The following is a 20,756-nucleotide window of genomic DNA, read 5'->3' on the forward strand; positions in this document are numbered from 1 at the left end:
CTATTTATTTGCTGAAAAGCTACAGTTGCTTTTTCTATATCTTGCCAAATTATAAAACTAAGAAATTTTTTCACAACAACACCTCAAATTTGATTGCTATACAATTCTGTTCCGTAGTGTTCAGATGAAAAATTAGAGTCTAAAAAAATTGAAAAGAAAGGCACCATTTTATTATATGTATCATCAGTTTGGATAGGTTTGGGTAGATTTAAAATGAATTCTATAAATTCTTTGCTGACGTCACCGACAATTATAGTTTCAAATTCAGATTTTTCATTTTTCCAAAATATAGTGCTTGAGATATAGCATATTCTTCATCTGCAAAACAACGTATTTCAAATTTACTACTGCAAATTAAATAAGGTTTTATTATAGACTTGTAAACTTCGTTAGTATCATATTTCCAATAATCAAAGGGAATAGCTTTCATGATAAACACCTCTTTGTAAACATTATATAACTCAAAAAGTAATAGGCAAGAGTGAGTGAGGTGTATTGAAAGATAAAAAGATTTAACTTTCAGCCACTTTGTATTAATATTTAAAGTACTAAGGAAAGGGATATGAGGTTTTATGATTAGAAAAATAGTTAGGGACACTTTGTTTTTAAGACAAAAATCTGAAAGGGCAACTAAAGAAGATGTTCAGATAATAGAGGATTTAAAAGATACTTTAAAGGCTAATAGCGATAGATGCGTTGGTATGGCGGCCAATATGATAGGTTATAAAAAGAATATCATAATAGTTTCTATGGGTATTATAGACGTTGTGATGGTGAATCCAGTTATAAAGACAAAATCAAAACCGTACAATACGGAAGAAGGTTGTCTATCTCTTGACGGAGTGAGAAGTACATTGAGATATGACGAAATAGAAGTTGAGTATGAAGATGTAAATTTTAAAAAGAGAGTTCAAAAATACAATGGATTTATTGCTCAGACAATTCAACATGAGATGGATCATTTGAACGGAATTTTAATATAGAAGAGGAGTTGTTATGAACAAGTGTAGAATTACGGTTGTAAAGGTTACGAAACATAAGGACTTGATGGAAAAGTATGAGAACCCAATTGAAAATGCATGTGATATGAAAGAGGGACAAGTTTTTATAGCAAATGGATGGGAGAAACCTGATGGAATGTGTGAAAGTGCTTGGCAGAGTATGTCTGCGTTTGTAATGACCTTAGCTCATGGTGGTAAAAATATCTACAGTGGTTGGATGAAAAATGAAAAGTCTGCCATGATTTCTTGTAATGATGGATTTAGACCGGTGAGTTTTTTAATAGAAGCTTTGGATGAAGAAATATAATTTAATAAATAAAAACCAGCTGGAGGGCTGGTTTTATTTTGGTTCTAAAGTTTGACCTGTTAATTTTTCTATTATTCTAACTACTTTTGAAGGAGTTGCTATTGTATATTTACCAGGTTTGAAACTATTTTCTACACCCAAGCTTTTGCATTGTTGTTCAAAAGCTTCTTCTGATTTTATAGCTCCAATATTTAAAAGTTTTTTGCCAACTACTTGATAGTTCTCTCCTTCTACTATTTCAAAATCATATTCTCTATACGTTGAGTTTGTCAGCTGCATAAGTGTATCTAGAACTTTAGTATCTTTCTTAAAGGAATAAGTTCCACTCACAAAAGAGTTGTAAAGGCCCATATCATTTACCATGACTTTAAAAGCCTCAACATCTTTTATCAAATCTTTTTCCAATAGGGAGTTTGCTATAGATTCAACAGATTCATTTTCTGAAATGTTCACGGTAACCATATCTTTTTTATCATCTACCACAACAGGGATTGGAGACTCTATTGGCTCGCCATTTTTTGTGGCAATTAAATCATTTTTAATTTTTTTTACTTCGTCAAATATAGAAAAGCTTGCATTGCTACGAGTGGTGCTTTCTATATAAAGTGCATCATATCTCCATTTTATAATTAAAATTAACATACATAGTATTAGAATTAATGCTATGAATCGTAACACTTTATGAAAAAAATCTGTTAAATTTCTGAATATTCCCAATTTGAATTAATCCTCTTTTCTAAAATATTTATGTTATCATTATAACAGAAATATACAGAGGGTGGAAATATGCAAACTATTTTAATAAATAAGAATGACGCAGGGCAGAGAATAGATAGATTTTTAAAAAAATATTTTGAAAAAGCTAATTTATCTTTTATATACAAAAATTTGAGAAAAAAGAACATAGTTGTAAATAAGAAAAAAGTTGTGCCGGAATTTATTTTAAGCGAAGGAGATAAGATAGATCTTTTTCTAAGTGATGATACTATCAAAAAATTCCAAACGGGAGAAAAAGAATTAAGACGTGGTAAAAACTATCCGATAGTAATTTACGAAGATGAAAATATAATTCTAATGAACAAACCGGCTGGGATTTTGTCGCATAATGATTCAAAAGCATTTGAAAAGAATATGGTTGATATGATGGTGGATTATTTAATTGCCAGAGGAGAATATGTTCCGCGAGTGGAAAATTCATTTAGACCGGCAATTTGTAATAGACTTGATAGAAACACTTCAGGAATAATAATCGGGGCTAAAAATGCCAATAGTTTGAGAATTATAAATGATGCTATAAAGAAGCACAATGTTGATAAATTCTACACGACTCTAGTGTACGGAGAGGTGAAAGCTGATTTTAAAGATGTCAGCAAACTGGTAAAAGATGAAAAAAATAATAAGGTGAGAGTATCTAAAACAGAGGGCAAAGATTCTATAACTGAATTTAGTGTAGTTAAATCGGAGGAGTATTCACTTCTTTCTGTAAAGCTTATAACAGGTAGAACTCACCAGATAAGAACAGTTCTAAAGTCTAAAGGATTTCCAATTGTTGGAGACATAAAATATGGAAATGAGCGTATAAATAGAAAGTTTTTAGAGAAATATGGATACAAATCACAGTTCCTGCACAACAACAAAATTGTATTTGGGAATTTAGAAGGAGATTTAAGTTATCTAAAAGGTAAAATATTTGAAGTTGATTTACCGGAAAAAGAAAGCAAGATAGTAAAAGATATTTTTGGAGATTGATATGAAAAAAGTTATATTTTCAAGTTTTGGAGATGTAAATAATTTTGTAGAGAATCAGGTTTTAGATGCAATAAAATCTGGTGGAAAAGTGACCTATGTATTGCCGACAAAAAACGCAGCTTATCAATACAGAGAAAAGTACGTAAGGCAATTGGGTGGAATTTCAAATTTAGATTTTGTTGGGTTGGATTCTATTAGAAAAAAATCAACTAATAAAAAAGTTTTGGATAGAAGTTTAAAAAAGTATGTTATAAAGAGAATTTTAAACAGTGGTGATTTTAAATTTATAAATTCAAATAATGGAATGGCTAACAGCATTTCTACTATAGTAACTCTTGGCAGAGAGAGTTTAGTTGGTTCTGAAGTTTTTAAAAATTCTAAAAAAGATTTTCTTAGAGAAATTGGCGAAGTATATCAAAAATATGAAAGTTTTTTGAGCAAGTCTAAGTATACTGATTTGGCTGATGTAACTAATTTAAAATCAGATATGGGACTTGTAATTTTTGATGGATTTTATTCTGTGAAAAAAGCAGATATAAGATTTATAGAGAGTGTCGCAAAATTTAATGATGTGATTTTTAACGTGCCATATCTTCTAAAAGATATTAATTATGCGAATAAGTTAGTAGATAATTTAGAAAAAATAGGGTTTGAGATATTCAAAGATAATGCCGAAAGAACGGTGAACGACGTTTTAGATTTTCTTAAAAATGAAAATAGATTGAATTTCTCAGATGTTAAACATGATGAGGAAGGTATAAAGCTATTTAAATTTATAGATAATTTATCATAACAAGTGCAACATAAATAAACTCATAGCTAATCAGCTGTGTTAATATGTAAGTGACCAAACAAAACATATTAAAAGGAGTGATTAACTATGAGCTATAACCATCTTACCATAGAAGAAAGATCTTGTATTTACCAATTTTTAAATTTAGGAATGAGTATAAGGAAAATTGCACAAGCACTTAAAAGGTCACCTAGTACAATATCTAGAGAAATTAAAAGAAATTCATCTAAGATAAAAGTTAGTAGGGGAAGTTACACTAAGTACTTTCCGATAAAGGCAAATGATAAATATATTGATAGAAGAAAAGACTGCCATAGAAAAAGTAAATTTTCTAAAGATGTTATTGATTATTTAACTGTAAAGATTAACGAACATTGGTCCCCTGAACAAATATCAAATAGAAACACAAATGAGATTCATGAATTACCATCTACATCAACGATATATAGAATGATACACGCCAAAAAGACTGCCAAAAACTAGTATGAAAAATTTGAGAAGAAAAGCTAAATTTAAAAGGCCAGCAGAAAAAAGAGGAAAATTCAATGATAAAGGTAGAACAATTAAGAAAAGACCTAAAGAGATATACAGAAGGCAAGAATTAGGCCACTGGGAAGCAGATACAGTGGAATCAGGCAGATTAGATCATAAAAGGAAAAGTAGATGTTGTTTCGTAACTTTAGCAGAAAGAAAATCTAGATATTATATAGCAATCCTAGTTGAAAATAGAAAGTCGGAAAGCGTAACACCAGCAATAATAAATGCATTAAAAGATTATCCAAAAGAATTAGTAAAAACAATAACCTTTGATAGAGGTAAAGAATTTTCAGAATTTGAGAAAATAGAAAAAGAATTAGGATGCAAAACTTATTTTTGTGATCCCTATTGTGCATGGCAAAAAGGTACAAATGAAAATAGTAACGGACTTTTGAGGGAGTTTTATCCTAAGGGTATGGATTTATCAGAAGTGAATATTGATGAATTAAATTATAACTTAAGTTTAATGAATAATAGACCTAGAAAATGTATAAAATATAAAACACCTAAAGAAGAACTTTTTGGTCTCTTACCATAGGTGTTGCATTTGATTTGACAATTCGTCAATAAAAATATGTATACAAAAAGACCGCAGCTTAAAACTACGGTCTTATTTTTTGTCCAAATGTAAACCACTTGGAACTATTATTTAGTTTATTCTTTTTAGCTTCCAGTACCATTTGAGTACCAGTAGCCATTTTTCATTCTCTTTATAGCCTGTAATTAAGCCATTTTAGAAAATTTTGCGATTATTCCCATTCAATAGTTGCTGGTGGTTTGCTTGTTATATCGTACACTATTCTATTTATATTTTTAACTTCATTTACTATTCTAACTGACACTTTGTCTAAAACATCGTAAGGAATTCTTGACCAATCTGCTGTCATGAAATCTGTAGTCTTTACTGCTCTAAGAGCAAGTGTGTAGTCATAAGTTCTGAAGTCTCCCATAACTCCTACAGTTCTGTTATTTGTAAGCACTGCGAAGTATTGGTTGATTTCTGTATCAAGTCCTGCTTTTGCAATTTCTTCTCTAAATATTGCATCTGCATCTCTTAATAAATCCAATTTTTCTTTTGTTATTTCTCCGATTACTCTTATTCCAAGTCCTGGTCCTGGGAATGGTTGTCTATTAACTAAGTAGTCTTTAAGTCCAAGTTCTCTACCTAATTGTCTAACTTCATCTTTAAATAACATTCTAAGTGGTTCTACTATATCTTTAAAGTCTACAACTGATGGAAGTCCTCCAACGTTGTGGTGGCTCTTAATTACAGCTGCATCTCCAAGTCCTGATTCAATAATATCCGGATAGATTGTACCTTGCGCTAAGAAGTCAACTGAGCCAATTTTCTTTCCTTCATCTTCAAATACTCTTATGAACTCTTCTCCAATTGCCTTTCTCTTGTCTTCTGGATCTGTAACGCCTTCAAGTCTCTTTAAAAATCTTTCTTCTGCGTCCACTCTTATAAAGTGCATTCCTGAATCTTTGAATGCTTCTTCAACTTCAGCTGCTTCGTTCTTTCTCATCAAGCCGTGGTCAACTAAAATACATGTCAAGTTTTCTCCAACTGCTTCTGAAAGTAGAGCCGCTGCAACAGATGAATCTACTCCACCTGATAGAGCAAGTAAAACTTTACCGTCGCCTACTTTTTCTCTTATGGAAGAAATAAGTGTTGTTTTATAGTTTGCCATTGTCCAGTCTTGTTTTTCACCAACTACATTCACAATGAAGTTCTTTAGCATTTCTGTTCCAAACTCTGAATGGTTAACTTCTGGATGGAACTGGAAGCCATAAAGTTTCTTTTCTTCATTTGCTATTGCAGCATTTTCTGTGTTATCTGTCTTAGCAATTGTCTTAAATCCTTCTGGTAATGCTACAACTTTATCTACATGGCTCATCCAAACTGTAGAGTCTTGTTTGATGCCATCAAATATTTTGTTATCAGAAATATTTAAAACAGTTTTTCCAAACTCTCTTTCGCTTGAAGCTTTTACTTCCCCTCCAAGCACATGGCTCATAAGTTGCATACCATAGCAAAGTCCCAATACTGGGATTCCAAGTTCAAAGATTTCTTTGTCTATGCTTGGTGCTCCTTCTTCATAAACTGAATTAGGTCCCCCTGTAAAAACTATTCCGTTTGGCTTCTTTTCTTTTATAGCTTCTAAAGCCTTGTTATATGGAACTACTTCACAGTACACATTAAGATCTCTTATTCTTCTTGCTATAAGTTGGTTATACTGTCCTCCAAAATCAACAACTAAAATCATTTTTCCTCCTATTTTATCTTTTTCTTAATTATATTATAAATGCTATACGGCACAAGTTCTAGTGTTATAATCATTAAACTCATTATAATTGGATAAATCACTTCAAAATCTTTAAAAGCTTCTGGTGTCAGCCCTGTTTTAATAAAGTATTCCAAAAATAATATGTGCGTTGTGTATATAAATAGCGTTGAGTTAGACAACAAACTTAGGTCTGTGTCCGTTTTTGATTTAACTACAAACAAAAATACGCTAATTGCATAAATAAAACTAAGTGGGTTCACCATCTCAAAATACGTAACAAAGTTCGCAGTGGTAGGGTTTTTCATAAGCAAGTCTATCATATACCATATTGCAAATGCCCCAAACACTGCAAATCCTCTCGGAATATCTTCTTTGTATTTATATATATAGTGTCCAATCATTGCATATCCAACAGTTGAATAGCTCATTGACAAACTATATGTCAAAATGAATGGATTGTCTACTAATTTTAAACTTTTTAAATACGGAATTGTTATCGAGCCCAAGAAAAACAAAAATATCGCAAATCTATATTCGTTTCTGGTCATGTTCGAAACCATTCTATAAACTACTGGCGCCGAAGCAAATAAAACAACTGCTATATACATATAGTACAGATGGAATTTTTCATTGAATTTCATCAAGGTGTCCATGTTTGTGTCGTTTATCCACCAACCGTCCCAATATCTATAGACTGCATTGAAGAAAATTATTAAAAAAACTAATTTAAAAACCATTTTAAATGTCTTTTTAAAACTTGGCTTTCTTCTATAGAGTAGTGCCCCGCTCGCCATCATAAATAACGGCACCGCACATCTGGATAGCGCTCCGTAGATTATTTTAAAGTTTATAAGTTCTTCTGACATCATATATATGTTAGTATGTATCATCAAAACTAAAAATATTGCCAGTCCCTTTACTAAGTCTATTTCTATTATTCTCTTCATATTAGTAAAAAAGTCGCCTTTCGGCGACTATTTAAAACTCCTCAAGTGCTTTTTTTACATTTTCTGCAGTTATTCCAAAATACTTAAACACTTCTGATCCTGGGGCTGAAGTTCCAAATTCATCTATTGTTATAAGTTTTCCATCAAGTCCTGCATATTTATGCCAGCCGTAAGAACTTGCCGCTTCTACTACCACTCTATTTCTAACTCTATTAGGTATTATTGATTCTTTGTATTCTTCAGTTTGCGCTTCGAAAAGCTCTCTTGATGGCATTGAAACAACTCTTGTTTCTTCATCTGCTGCTTCTACTGCTATCTCAACTTCTGAACCTGTTGCTATTATTATCTTTTTAAGTTCTTTTGTCTCTCTTTGTACTACATAAGCTCCCTTAGCTGCATCTTTTGATGAACCGTCTAAGTTCTTAAGAGTTTGTCTTGAAAGAATAAGTGATACTGGTGTAGATTTTGAGTTAAGTGCAACTGACCATGCCACTGCTGCTTCTACTGCGTCTGCAGGTCTGAATACAATGTGGTTTGGAATGCTTCTTAGCATTGCAAGTTGTTCTATTGGTTGGTGTGTTGGTCCGTCTTCTCCAACTCCTATTGAGTCGTGAGTAAGAATAAATACTGAACCCAAATTTTGGATTGCTGCAAGTCTTATTGCAGGTTTTAAATAATCTGCAAACACAAGGAAAGTAGCTCCATAAGACTTAAATCCGCCGTGTAACATAATACCATTTACAATTGCTGCCATAGCATGTTCACGAACTCCAAAGTTTATGTTAAGTCCTTTAGGGTTTTTAGCGCTGAAATTTTCTTCTTTATCTATATTTGATTTGTTAGATGGCGCAAGGTCTGCTGAACCACCGAAGAATAAATCAAATTTGTCAGCTATTCTGTTTAATGCCACTCCTGAAGATGCACGAGTTGCCATATCTTTTTCAAATTTGTATAACTCTTCATCTTCTAAAACTTCTAAATCAAATTTTCCGTTCATTGAATCTAAAAGTTTTTTGTACTCTTCTGGATATTTTTCAGCGTATAGAGCTTCTACTCTCTTTGATTTTTCATATTCAAAGTGTAGATCTTTTTTGATATCTTCAAAATGAGCTCTAACTTCGTCTGAAACATAGAAAGTTTCTTCAGATGCTTCTAAGAATTTCTTAGTTTCTAAAACGCCTTCTTCTCCTAGAGGTTCTCCGTGAGCTTTGCTTGTTCCAACTCTTGGTGAACCATATCCTATTTCTGTAGTTACTTTTATAAGTGATGGTCTTTCATCTTTCTTAGCTTGTTCTATAGCTGCTGCAATAGCTTCTATATCATTTCCATCTTCAACTTCAATAACTTGCCATCCAAGTGCTAAGTATCTTGAAGCAACGTCTTCTGAAAATGCTAAGTCAGTTGAACCTTCTATTGAAATTCCGTTTGAATCGTATAGTACAATTAGCTTTGAAAGCTTAAGTGTTCCAGCAAGAGATGAAGCTTCGTTTGAAATTCCTTCCATTAAGTCTCCATCGCCACAGATTACAAATGTGTTGTGGTCTATAACTTCAATGTCTTTGTTATAGATTGCAGCCATGTGTTTTTCTGCCATAGCCATACCAACTGCCATGGAAATACCTTGGCCTAATGGTCCTGTAGTCGCTTCTACACCAACTGTATGTTTATATTCAGGGTGTCCTGGTGTACGTGATGAAAGTTGTCTAAAGTTCTTTAAATCTTCAATTTCAAGTCCATATCCAAAAAGGTGAAGTAATGAATAAAGCATACTTGATCCGTGGCCTGCTGAAAGAATAAATCTATCTCTGTTTATCCAATTTGGGTCACTTGGATTGTGTTTCATATTTTTCCAAATTGTATAAGCCATTGGTGATGCTCCAAGTGGTAACCCTGGATGTCCTGAATTTGCCGCTTGAATTTGGTCTACCGAAAGTAATCTGATGGTGTTGATAGCTTTAGTTTCTATGTTCATTTTTTCCTCCTACTACTACAGAATTCTTATCTTTTATTACAGAATACAAAAATTTAGGTATTGCAACTTGTCTCTTTATTCTAGCTGGGTCTGAAAGCAATCTATATAGCCACTCTAAATTTAGCTTTATAAATATTTCAGGAGCTCTCTTGCTAACTCCCGCAAGTATGTCTATAACCCCGCCATTACCTATTATAACTTTTGAATTCAATCTGCCCTTATTATGCTCTATCCAAATCTCTTGTTTAGGATAGCCCATTCCCAAAAATATTATATCAGGTTTCAATGAATTAATCTTTTCAATTACTTCAAGTTCTTCCTCATGGTCTCCCATTCCAAGGTGAGCACCTTTAAAATATCCATGATGGTAGCCTACTATATTCAATTTCTCATCTTGTTTTAAATTTTTATAAGCTTGTTCAACTACTTCAGGTTTAGTCCCAAGTAAGAACAAACTATATCCTTCTTCTCTACAAAGCTCAATCATCTTCATAGATAAGTCAAAACCAGTTACACGCTCTTTAAGCGGCAATTTTTTCATCTTAGAGCCATAAATAAGGCCTATTCCATCCGCCACAACCAAATCAGCTGAATTTATTATATCTCTCATCTTTTGATTGTCCCGTGCGTCTACTACAATTTCAGTATTTGGAGTCATTATAGTATGCAATCTGTCTTCTTTTAGAAATCCTTTGATTTTTTCAAATGCTTCATCAAATGTCACATTGAAAACTTCCACTCCGAATATACTAACTTTTTCCATTCTTTGTATTTAATACCTCCAAAACCTTTTTGTTGTGCTCTTTGGTCTTTTTTACAAATTTAAGCAAATATCTACTTATGTTTTCTTTTAGTGCTTCTCTATTCTCAATAGACTCCAAAATTTCTTCTGCCAATTCTTCGGATTTGAAATTCTGTACATAATGGTTTTGAACTCTATCAAGCTCTTTCATAAACCCGTCAATCTTAGGGTCGTATGAAATCCCTATTGGATATACACCCATAAGTGTTGAAAATATAAGCCCATGAAGTCTCATGCTAACGCATATATCTAAATTACCTATCAAGGATAGATATTCATTCACATGTAGGTAGTGATCTGCCAAGTATATATTTTCATATTCATTCTTTATTTTATCATAAATTTGAGTTTCTATTTCCAAGTCTAAATGATAAAAGAAAGGAATTAATATTATATTTACATCTTTTTTGCTCTTTACAAGCTCTATAGTCTTTATAAACTCTTTAATAGTTCTTTCTCCGGAGTTCTTCCAGTTCATAACTATCATTCCAACATTCACAGCATCTTTTCTAACTCCAAGTCCATCTAAAACTTCTCTGCCTTTTTCTAAACTTGGTCTCTTTATTCCAAACACTGTATCAGTTGTAACTTGGACATCTCTCTTGACGTTTAAGTCTCTAAGATATGCCTCACTCTGTCCATCTCTTACATTTAAATAATCTACTTTATTTAAGATATTTCTAGTTAGAAATCTATTAAATGTTCTTCTTATCGGCCCAATCCCTTGAGAATATACAAAAGTCTTCTTTTTCATTAGTTGAGCAAGTTTTAAGATCCCAAGATAATAGAGTATTGATTTGCTACTGCTCACATCTTGAAGTAACGAACCCCCTCCAGACAATAGCATATCTGTACGTTTCATATTTACTAATATGTCTGATATCTTGGACCTATTTACAGCTTTCACACCATATTTTTCAGTTGTCCAATCCGGATTTTTCGAAAGTACAACAATCTCTGCATCGCTAATCTCAGATATTCCGTCTACCAGACCTTTTAATATGGCTTCATCGCCTATGTTGTTATAGCCGTAGTAACCGGATACCAAAATCTTATTTGCCAATGTATTTGTCATACCCCTTTCTTAAAAGTTCTGCGATATATACAAACACTAAAGCAATAATAGCGACAACCACATATTGTACAAACACTCTTGTAAATGAAATGTAAAGTGGTGTTCTGATATGAGAGAAAGTATTCACTATATCAGCCATTCCTATTGAAGCTAAAAGTATCAATAAGAAAGTCATTATTTCAGCTTTTTTTCTATATGCAATATACATCATAAATATTACAGCCGGCCATCCCATCAAAATTGCCTTTGTTCTCGGTCTTACAGGCAAGTATATTTCCATTAAATTTCTCGCAAGAAGTTCCATTCCAGGTACTTTTGTGTTTGTATTTCCACCTCTTAATAAGAAAAGTGCCACCAACACCAAAAGCATTCCCGCAAGTCCAGCTTGCCAGAATTTAACATCTGCTTTTAAAATATTTGCTATCTCTCCAACTTGTATCTTAGGAGCAGTTTCTTCTTCTCTACCAAATCCAATATATGCCGCGTAGATTGCCACTGCAAAGAATATTGGCAAGACTTGTGAAATCTTAACCCCTCTGAACTCAACAAGTTCCATTAGATAGTTTGTTCCGCTTAAGAATGATACTTCATTCAAAGCTCCAACCATAGTTATAGCAATTGCTATCAAAAGAAGTGCCATTCCATGGATATATATTTTGAAAGTTTTTATTTCTCTCTTCTTTCTCTTTTTAACCATCATATAATTTTGCATTATCACGGTCAAAGCAAGCGATGGATAGACAACTATTGCCGCCAAGTTAAACAGCAAGTTTCCAAATCCTTCTTTTATTCCTGCGCCAAAGAAAGCTAACGCAGCTAAAGCTCCAAGTCCCATTAGAATATTAGATGCCATTGCAGGTATTCCAAATACAGTTTCTAACAATAGAACACCTGCTGCCACAACTCCAAGAGCAACAGGAATCTTTAAAAGTCTGCTTGGGTTCCAAGTTCCAATTGGTTCAACTTTTCCAGCAGTATATCCCTTATCTCCCATTCTTTGAGCTAAAGGTTGTAGTACATTTCCATACATTTGAGGTTCTGAAATAATTTCATGTCCTCTTGTATAAGGTGCTATAAACACTACTGAAATATTTCTCTCTGAAATTGCTCTGTAGTATATGTTAGTAAGCTCTTCTCCGTTTCTGTGTAGCGGAATTCGGTAGTCATATCTCTCTTGTAGATAATCCCAAGTCGTAAAAGCTCTAACTTTTCTAACTTTGTCATTCTTAATTACAGAATCCACACCTTTAAGTTCTGTATGTCCACGTTGGTTTGATGCTTCGACCAATCCAAGTGCCATCTTATTTTTATTTAGAAGTTTAATAAATTCTTCATTTATTGAGTCGTCTTTTGCTCTATTGGAATAGAATTCGGTTCCTGCGAATACAATCCAGTTTTGCTCTGGATTAAATTCTTCAATAGCAGACATAAATCTCTCCATAGTCTTTTTAGGGTCTTGAAGTCTTGAGTAGAAAACAGGTCTTAAGTTCACTGTAAGCCCAGCTTCCTTAAGTTCATCTATAAGCGACTTATCAAATCCAAGTCCAACATATTCTAAAACCGAGCTCTTATATCCTAAATCTCCTATACGCTTTTCTTCCAAATCAAAAGCTCCAACATGATTACCTACTAAATCTTCAGGTCTACCTTCAATTAAAATTTCTTCATTTGAAATCTTTTTAATTTTTCTTTGATTTTTTAAAGTAGATAAACCATCAACGATAAATTGTATTTCCTTAGAGCTTCCTCTTACATTCAAATCTTTTCCTATCATCTGCGTTCTAAGATTTGAATTTGGAAGTTTTCTCATAAAGTCAATGTTGTATTCGTTAATTGAGATAGTGGTTACTCCATTTTCTTTTAATTCTTTAAAATATTCTATTGGAGAATCACCATTTTCATAAGATAATTTTGAAAATTGATTGTAGTCTGCCACAACATCATAACCCTTATATCCAGCTTCTGCCTTATATCTTCCTATGACAAAATACATAGAAAAAACAATAGACAACATAATCAGGCCTAATGTTATGTATTTTTTATTTAGCTTTTGCATAATATCTCCTCTTAATTTAATTTACATTTCTAATTATACTATGAATAGTTGAATTTTTACAGAAAAAAGGCCTCTCTTACGAGAAGCTCTTTAATATGTATTTATTTGGCTCTATGTCAAATATTGGGGAGACTCGTTAACTCGAGTCTCTTTCTTTATGTAAAAATGGGCACATAGACGCTAATAAAGATATCAAAACTAAAATAGCAAAAAACAACTAAAAATAAGCATAGCAAATAAAACCCCTAGGGGTTTTGCAAATTTTCCCGTTTTCCTAATCTCTACTTACATGAAAACATAATTCTTTTTCTAAACAAGTCAAAATTTCTCATACCAAAACAATTTCTTTTTAATTGTTTTTATTCTTTGTATGAGTTCCTTCAAGAGGTCCATTTGACCAAGAGTAATCAAATGAATTACATATTTCTTCAAACCAGTTATTAAAAGAAGTGATACAAGATTTAAATTCTTTTAATTTTGATTCATCTGCTCTTTTTATCCATTCTCTTAAAGCTTTTTTAGCTCTAGTTTTGTTTGGCTGACTAAGTACATACTGGTACCCACAGGGCACACAGTAGAACAATTCTTTTAACTTGTATGCTTCTTTTAATTCCTTGTTCAGTTCAATCATAAGTGATACTTCATTAGCTTGTTCTGAAGTTAGCTTAGAGGCAGGTTTTGTAATTAAACTCTTACTTCTTTTAAAATATTTCCTAAGCTTTGATGATACATCCTTTTGTATTCTCTTTCTAACATTTTCTAATGCCCAGGATACTTGTCTTATGAAGTGGTACCTATCTATGATATGTATTGCGTTTTTAAAGAATGATTTCTTAACTGATTTAAATGTTTTAGACATATCACTTACAAAAAATTTTACTTCGTTTCTTTCTTTGTTTGGTATCTTTTCAAAGTACCCATACAATGTATTCTTATCTCTTGATGGTAAGATATCTATGATAGAGTGTTTAGATCCATCAAGAAGAGACGTATGATACCTGTTATTACCACTATCACCTTTAAATTCGTCTATACATAATACTTCTGATAGCCTATCTCTAGAAGCACTTAAACAATTTAAAATTCTTAATACTGTGTTTGAAGAAACATTATACCTATTAGCAATAGAAGATATAGAATACACCTCATCAAACTCAGAAACAATAGCAAAAACAAGTCTATTGGTCATAGTATGACCTTTGGCAATAAAATCAAGATTCCTCTCAAAACGAGAACCACAAGACTTACAATCATATCTAGTTTTCTTTAAGAAAATCAAAGATTTCTTACCTCGGATGTGAGTATCCCTAATCTTTTGAATTCTATGATCATGAACCCAAATCTTTTTAGAACCACAATGAGGACAAATAGACATCTTAGAAACAGAAGCGTGAACATTAACAAAATTATTACTCTCATCAACTCTATCAAAAACTACATCTTTAAAACCAAACAAATTCATGATATTATTATTTTGCACTTATATGCACCTCCAAGCTTTGTTTTTGGTTACTTAAAGTTTAGGACTAAAAGCGTATAAGTGCAATTTTTTTGCAGATAATTTATCATAACAAGTGCAACATAAATAAACTCATAGCTAATCAGCTGTGTTAATATGTAAGTGACCAAACAAAACATATTAAAAGGAGTGATTAACTATGAGCTATAACCATCTTACCATAGAAGAAAGATCTTGTATTTACCAATTTTTAAATTTAGGAATGAGTATAAGGAAAATTGCACAAGCACTTAAAAGGTCACCTAGTACAATATCTAGAGAAATTAAAAGAAATTACATCTAAGATAAAGTTAGTAGGGGAAGTTACACTAAGTACTTTCCGATAAAGGCAAATGATAAATATATTGATAGAAGAAAAGACTGCCATAGAAAAGTAAATTTTCTAAAGATGTTATTGATTATTTAACTGTAAAGATTAACGAACATTGGTCCCCTGAACAAATATCAAATAGAAACACAAATGAGATTCATGAATTACCATCTACATCAACGATATATAGAATGATACACGCCAAAAAGCTGCCAAAAACTAGTATGAAAAATTTGAGAAGAAAAGCTAAATTTAAAAGGCCAGCAGAAAAAAGAGGAAAATTCAATGATAAAGGTAGAACAATTAAGAAAAGACCTAAAGAGATATACAGAAGGCAAGAATTAGGCCACTGGGAAGCAGATACAGTGGAATCAGGCAGATTAGATCATAAAAGGAAAAGTAGATGTTGTTTCGTAACTTTAGCAGAAAGAAAATCTAGATATTATATAGCAATCCTAGTTGAAAATAGAAAGTCGGAAAGCGTAACACCAGCAATAATAAATGCATTAAAAGATTATCCAAAAGAATTAGTAAAAACAATAACCTTTGATAGAGGTAAAGAATTTTCAGAATTTGAGAAAATAGAAAAAGAATTAGGATGCAAAACTTATTTTTGTGATCCCTATTGTGCATGGCAAAAAGGTACAAATGAAAATAGTAACGGACTTTTGAGGGAGTTTTATCCTAAGGGTATGGATTTATCAGAAGTGAATATTGATGAATTAAATTATAACTTAAGTTTAATGAATAATAGACCTAGAAAATGTATAAAATATAAAACACCTAAAGAAGAACTTTTTGGTCTCTTACCATAGGTGTTGCATTTGATTTGACAATTCGTCTGCATAAAAATATCTGTTAGAGATTTACTCCCCAACAGATATTATAGAGCCATTTATTTTTGAATACTCAAACTCACACTCATTGCCCTATCTATTTCTCCCATAACATCTTCATTGAACTTTCCTATTTTCTCTCGGAGACGTTTTTTATCTATAGTTCTAATTTGTTCAAGAAGTATTACCGAATTCTTAGGCAACGCTACGCCCTTTGCATCTACATTGACGTGAGTGGGGAGTTTAGCTTTATTTAATTGAGATGTGATAGCTGCAACTATTGTAGTTGGAGAATACTTATTCCCTATGTCATTTTGTATAACTACAACCGGCCTCACACCACCTTGCTCAGAACCTATAACCGGCGACAGGTCTGCGTAGAAAATGTCTCCTCTCTTAATAATATTCATAAATTATCCTCAATCATTTGAGCATACATACAGCCACTGCATAATCACCATCATGAGATATTGAAAGTTCAAATACTTTCTCTCCAACTTCTGCGACAGGGTAAGGTATGTGCTTAATGTTTATATCTCTAAACCCAACCTCACCTATCCCAGTGCCGAGGGCTTTTGAAACAGCCTCCTTAGAAGCATACATCCCTGCAACTGTGTTTGCACTATACTGTTTTTCTTGTATGTACTCAATCTCCTCTTCTGTAAAAATTCTTTTTAAAAATTTGTCGCCAAACTTTTCTAGGAGTTCTTCTATTCTCTTAATTTTTACCAAGTCAACTCCTAACACTCAGTACCCCCTCATACAACTTTCTTAACTTAATACCTACGCTCTTTATGTCTTTATCTTCCACAAACTTATAACCTTGTTCAGAAGTGTCCGGTAATTCACCTTCTAGAATCTTTCTAATTTTGATCTCAAAGTCATCTACGCCATCTGCCTTATAAAGTTCCAGACCATCTTTTAAATCTCCATAGATTTCAATATCTCTAATCAAAACTTCAGCCTTAGTAGCCAATGCCTCAAGCAACACTATCCCCTCCGTCTCTTCATACGTTGGGAAAAAATATAGATCTGAAGCACTATATGCAAGTCTTAGTTCATCACTGGATACATATCCTGGAAATTGTAAATTAGGTAGCTTTGAGTTTACTGCTTTTTTTATTTCTGGTGGGAGTAATCTGTGGTCTGTATATCCAAACCAAATGAATTCATACTCAGGCAATCTCTTTGCAAGTTCCACAAAGTCCAAAATGCCTTTTCTTTTTATGTATAAACCTACTGAAACTATTACCTTCTTACCCAAAGTCTTATATTTTTCATCAAAAACATTCCTATCTTCAGGTTTTGACTTCCAAAAGTCTAAATCAATTCCATTTGAGATTACTTCGATTGGACTTTTTAAATTGTACTTTTCAAGTAAATTCTTAGAATACTGCGTAGGTGTTAGTATTAAATCGGAACTGTTATAACATTTTATAAGCCATTTTTTAAAAAAAGGTGCTAACTGATTTGAAAACATAAAAGAATTTTTAAAATCCTCTTCTGTTGAATGTGCATGGTAAACCACAGGTATCCCTCTATCTCTACATTTCTTAGTAAATCTATAGGACTTTGGAAATACCGTATTAATATGTACTATATCATAGTTGTCTTTTACATCTGTCGTATAATCAACCCTGGCTTCTTTAAGAGCTGTTTCTTGGTGCTTAATCGCCTTGCCGATGCCCGAGTCCTTCACAACATCATAATCTTCTTTATATAAAAGAACTTTCATTGCAGTAAACCCTCCTTATAAATATTAACACATATTTGTCTAGAACACATCTAATTTTATTGATATATGCTTATGCGATTGACAATTTATTTTATATAAGCTATATTTATATGTAAGTAAATATGGACTGATGGTATCCAGTAAGCTTAGGCCGAATTACACTACCGGAGTCCAAGGTGACTGTGCTTAAACAGTATAAGGCTACAAGCAAAAAAAGGTGGTACCACGAAAGCGTCCTTTTAGAAGCAGGTAGTTTTTTTTATTTATTTGAAAAATATGTTATTTTTTGGATAATTCTATACTTAAATTTCACTAGTCAATAATTTTAAACTAAACACTTAAATATACTTTGGAGGTTATTATGGAAAATAAAACTAATGTATATGACTTGCTTGAACAACGTGGATTTATCGACCAAGCAACTTATGCAGAAGAACTAAAAGAACTACTTGGAAAAGAAAGCGTAACTTTCTATATCGGATTCGACGCAACAGCCGACTCTCTAACTTTAGGACATTTCTTACAAGTCAGAGTTATGCAACACATGCAAAAATTCGGCCACAGACCTATAGCCCTTCTTGGTGGCGGTACTACAATGATAGGTGACCCATCCGGAAAATCAGATATGAGAAAACTGCTTACTAAAGAAGACATTGACCACAATGCAGAGTGTTTCAAAACTCAACTTTCTAAACTTATCGACTTTGAAGGAGATCCTGAAAAAGGAATCCAAAAAGCAATCTTTACAAACAATGCTGACTGGCTTTTAGATTTAAATTTCCTTAACTTCATGAGAGAAATCGGAGTTCACTTCAGTGTAAACAGAATGCTTACTTTCGATGCATATAAAAATAGAATGGAACGTGGACTTACATTCTTTGAATTCGGATATATGTTGATGCAAAGTTATGACTTCCTACACCTATACAGAGAACACGGATGTAAATTGCAACTTGGCGGTAGCGACCAATGGTCTAACATGCTTGGTGGATATGAACTTGTTAGAAAACTTGAAGAAGACAAAGTTTATTCAATGACATTCAAGCTACTAACTACTGCTTCCGGAGTTAAGATGGGCAAGACAGTTAGCGGAGCTATTTGGCTTGACCCTGAAAAGACAACTCCTTATGAAATGTATCAATACCTAAGAAATACAGACGATAGAGATGTTATAAAATTCTTAAAGCTTCTAACACTTCTACCTATGGAAGAAATTGAAAAATACGAAAGCTATGAAGGCTCTCAATTAAATGAATTAAAAGACCTATTAGCTTATGAAGTAGTTAGAGATGTACACGGAGAAAAACTTGCAACAGAAGCAAGAGAAGCTTCAAAAGCACTTTTCGGCGGCGGAGCTGATTTAGAAAATGTTCCTTTCACAGAATACGACAAAGCTGATTTTGAAGAAGGAAAAGGACTTTTAACTCTTCTAAATGAAACAGGACTTACAAGCTCTAACTCAGAAGCTAGAAGACTTGTAACTCAAAACGGAATCGCAATTGACGATAAAAAAGTTACTGACCCTAAAGCCGTTATAACTCTTGAAAACTTCGACGACGAAGGTAGAATGATGATTAAAAAAGGTAAGAAAGTTTACCACCAAATTAGAATTAAATAAAACAAAAGCACTCTCTTTATCACCATGTAAAGAGAGTGTTTTAATTTGAATTATTTATTTTTTCTTGGATAGTAAATTATATAAATCAGTTATGAGAAATATTGCCACAAAAACCAAAGCTATCTTGGTGAAGATTAACTTATTATAAAAATGTCCAAAGAGTGAAAAGCCAAGAGCAATTAAACTGGATGTAAGGCTGATTTTAAATTTTAAATCATTCATGACTTTCCAAATTCCTCACTTTATAAATTACCATTCAAAATTCCAATCAAGAGCTATCATATTCTATTTACCTTCTTCCTTTGTGCTAACGTGATTAATAAAATCTTGATATATCTTTAATGCATCTTCATTGTTGTCATTTATAATCAAATCTTCTGGATGCCATTGGAATCCGATAAAATATGTCTTGTCATTTCTTACTATAGCTTCTATAGTTCCATCAGCTGCCGTAGCAACTACATCTAAATTTTCTCCCAAGTCTTTTATTGCTTGGTGGTGCCATGAATTAACTTCTATAACTCCATCTTTTCCAATCATTTTACTTAGTAGAGTGTCTGGAGCAACTGTTACATCATGTTTTACAAACACTTCTCTGTTAGGGTCTCTATGTACTATGTCAGTAGGTCTTTGAGTTATAATATCTTGATATAAAGTTCCGCCTGATAGTATATTTGTCAATTGCATACCTCTGCATGTAGCTAAAGTTGGTTTGTCAGCTTCCAAACATGCATTTATAAGAGCCACATCTGATGTATCTCTTGTTGGGTTTATATCTTCTAAATTTGGATCTGGTTCTTCATTATATAGCACAGGATTCAAATCATCTCCGCCAGTAACTATAACTGCATCCACTTCTTCGATAGCTTTTTTAGCTTCTTCATCAGTTGTAAATTGTTTTAAAAATACCGGTTCTCCACCTGCTTTTGTAACCGCATCTGCATAAAGTTGAGTGTCTTCATCAATCTCATCAGCTGCCCAAGAAATACCTATCTTAGGTTTTGCTTCTTCACTTGTCTTCTTTGCACATCCTGTAACCATCAACGCTCCCATGCTCATAACCATAATTGCTATCAATATATTTTTTATACTTAATTTCATACTGTCTGCTCCTTCCATTTAGTCTATTCGCTCTTGATTGTTAGTTTTATTATAACACCACGAGCAACGTTTTCACAAATCGACTTTATAATATGTTTTTTATACAATAT

The 20,756-nt window shown here is 32.7% G+C and carries 18 protein-coding genes and 2 pseudogenes; 7 read left to right on the forward strand and 13 right to left on the reverse strand.

Translation table 11 applies throughout. The features are described 5' to 3' along the window. Nucleotides 1-250: 250 nt before the first annotated feature. Nucleotides 251-430 (reverse strand): hypothetical protein, encoded by a 180-nt coding sequence (locus B8869_RS08965; protein WP_084231288.1) that lies wholly within the window; start codon nt 428-430, stop codon nt 251-253. Nucleotides 431-572: 142 nt separating this feature from the next. Between B8869_RS08965 and B8869_RS08970 the strand changes: the two genes are divergently transcribed. Then, nucleotides 573-983, forward strand: coding sequence for a peptide deformylase (locus B8869_RS08970; RefSeq protein WP_084231289.1), 411 nt, complete (start codon nt 573-575; stop codon nt 981-983). A 13-nt stretch (nt 984-996) separates the two neighbouring features. Beyond that, complete coding sequence (locus tag B8869_RS08975; protein WP_084231290.1) at nt 997-1,308, forward strand: TIGR04076 family protein; 312 nt, start codon at nt 997-999, stop codon at nt 1,306-1,308. Between the two features lie 33 nt (nt 1,309-1,341). On the opposite strand, the gene B8869_RS08980 is transcribed toward B8869_RS08975, so the two are convergent. Further along, nucleotides 1,342-1,950 (reverse strand): endolytic transglycosylase MltG, encoded by a 609-nt coding sequence (locus B8869_RS08980; protein ID WP_084231291.1) that lies wholly within the window; start codon nt 1,948-1,950, stop codon nt 1,342-1,344. Between the two features lie 144 nt (nt 1,951-2,094). On the opposite strand from B8869_RS08980, the gene B8869_RS08985 reads away from it, so the two are divergent. The 3 genes and pseudogenes from B8869_RS08985 to B8869_RS08995 all read left to right on the forward strand — a co-directional run bounded on the left by B8869_RS08985 (nt 2,095) and on the right by B8869_RS08995 (nt 4,925). Then, nucleotides 2,095-3,057 (forward strand): RluA family pseudouridine synthase, encoded by a 963-nt coding sequence (locus B8869_RS08985; RefSeq protein WP_084231292.1) that lies wholly within the window; start codon nt 2,095-2,097, stop codon nt 3,055-3,057. 1 nt (nt 3,058) lies between these two features. Further along, the gene (locus B8869_RS08990; RefSeq protein ID WP_084231293.1) at nt 3,059-3,850 is read left to right on the forward strand and encodes a PD-(D/E)XK nuclease family protein; all 792 of its coding nucleotides are present in this window, start codon (nt 3,059-3,061) and stop codon (nt 3,848-3,850) included. An 87-nt stretch (nt 3,851-3,937) separates the two neighbouring features. Continuing rightward, a pseudogene (locus B8869_RS08995) lies at nt 3,938-4,925 on the forward strand (IS30 family transposase). A 211-nt stretch (nt 4,926-5,136) separates the two neighbouring features. Here B8869_RS08995 and guaA read toward each other — a convergent pair. From guaA to B8869_RS09030, 7 genes are all read right to left on the reverse strand, one after another. Continuing rightward, nucleotides 5,137-6,654 (reverse strand): glutamine-hydrolyzing GMP synthase, encoded by a 1,518-nt coding sequence (guaA, locus tag B8869_RS09000; protein ID WP_084231294.1) that lies wholly within the window; start codon nt 6,652-6,654, stop codon nt 5,137-5,139. An 8-nt stretch (nt 6,655-6,662) separates the two neighbouring features. Continuing rightward, complete coding sequence (locus B8869_RS09005) at nt 6,663-7,622, reverse strand: acyltransferase (protein WP_084231295.1); 960 nt, start codon at nt 7,620-7,622, stop codon at nt 6,663-6,665. Between the two features lie 31 nt (nt 7,623-7,653). Beyond that, entirely contained in the window at nt 7,654-9,594 is a 1,941-nt protein-coding gene (gene tkt, locus B8869_RS09010) for a transketolase (protein ID WP_084231296.1), read from the reverse strand. After that, nucleotides 9,578-10,357 (reverse strand): WecB/TagA/CpsF family glycosyltransferase, encoded by a 780-nt coding sequence (locus tag B8869_RS09015; RefSeq protein ID WP_084231297.1) that lies wholly within the window; start codon nt 10,355-10,357, stop codon nt 9,578-9,580. The genes tkt and B8869_RS09015 overlap by 17 nt, the downstream gene beginning before the upstream one ends. Then, on the reverse strand, nt 10,344-11,471 hold the full coding sequence (gene csaB / locus B8869_RS09020) for a polysaccharide pyruvyl transferase CsaB (RefSeq protein ID WP_234989824.1): 1,128 nt from the start codon (nt 11,469-11,471) through the stop codon (nt 10,344-10,346). Before csaB ends, B8869_RS09015 begins: the two co-directional genes overlap by 14 nt. Then, nucleotides 11,449-13,527 carry a DUF5693 family protein gene (locus tag B8869_RS09025; RefSeq protein ID WP_084231298.1) on the reverse strand — a complete coding sequence of 693 codons (2,079 nt, stop codon included), beginning with the start codon at nt 13,525-13,527 and terminating at the stop codon, nt 11,449-11,451. The genes csaB and B8869_RS09025 overlap by 23 nt, the downstream gene beginning before the upstream one ends. Before the next feature lie 349 nt (nt 13,528-13,876). Beyond that, entirely contained in the window at nt 13,877-15,007 is a 1,131-nt protein-coding gene (locus B8869_RS09030; protein ID WP_234989825.1) for an ISL3 family transposase, read from the reverse strand. 178 nt (nt 15,008-15,185) lie between these two features. Between B8869_RS09030 and B8869_RS09035 the strand changes: the two are divergent. Next, nucleotides 15,186-16,171, forward strand: a pseudogene (locus B8869_RS09035) (IS30 family transposase). 80 nt (nt 16,172-16,251) lie between these two features. Here B8869_RS09035 and B8869_RS09040 read toward each other — a convergent pair. From B8869_RS09040 to B8869_RS09050, 3 genes are read right to left on the reverse strand one after another with little or no spacing between them, the layout of a single operon-like run. Further along, nucleotides 16,252-16,602, reverse strand: a complete 351-nt coding sequence (locus B8869_RS09040; protein ID WP_084231300.1) for a type II toxin-antitoxin system PemK/MazF family toxin — start codon at nt 16,600-16,602, stop codon at nt 16,252-16,254. A gap of 13 nt (nt 16,603-16,615) precedes the next feature. Beyond that, nucleotides 16,616-16,939 (reverse strand): holo-ACP synthase, encoded by a 324-nt coding sequence (acpS, locus tag B8869_RS09045; protein ID WP_084231301.1) that lies wholly within the window; start codon nt 16,937-16,939, stop codon nt 16,616-16,618. Beyond that, a complete protein-coding gene (locus B8869_RS09050) occupies nt 16,926-17,927 on the reverse strand; it encodes a glycosyltransferase (RefSeq protein WP_084231302.1) in 1,002 nt (333 codons plus the stop codon). The genes acpS and B8869_RS09050 overlap by 14 nt, the downstream gene beginning before the upstream one ends. A gap of 361 nt (nt 17,928-18,288) precedes the next feature. Here B8869_RS09050 and tyrS point away from each other — a divergent pair, with 361 nt between their 5' ends. Further along, nucleotides 18,289-19,545: a tyrosine--tRNA ligase gene (gene tyrS, locus B8869_RS09055; RefSeq protein WP_084231303.1), complete on the forward strand. Its 1,257-nt coding sequence runs from the start codon at nt 18,289-18,291 to the stop codon at nt 19,543-19,545. 285 nt (nt 19,546-19,830) lie between these two features. Here tyrS and B8869_RS09060 read toward each other — a convergent pair whose 3' ends face one another. Continuing rightward, a complete protein-coding gene (locus B8869_RS09060) occupies nt 19,831-20,646 on the reverse strand; it encodes a gamma-glutamyl-gamma-aminobutyrate hydrolase family protein (protein ID WP_084231304.1) in 816 nt (271 codons plus the stop codon). Nucleotides 20,647-20,756: the final 110 nt, after the last annotated feature.

It is taken from the genome of Peptoniphilus asaccharolyticus DSM 20463, assembly GCF_900176115.1.
Lineage (GTDB): Bacteria > Bacillota > Clostridia > Tissierellales > Peptoniphilaceae > Peptoniphilus > Peptoniphilus asaccharolyticus.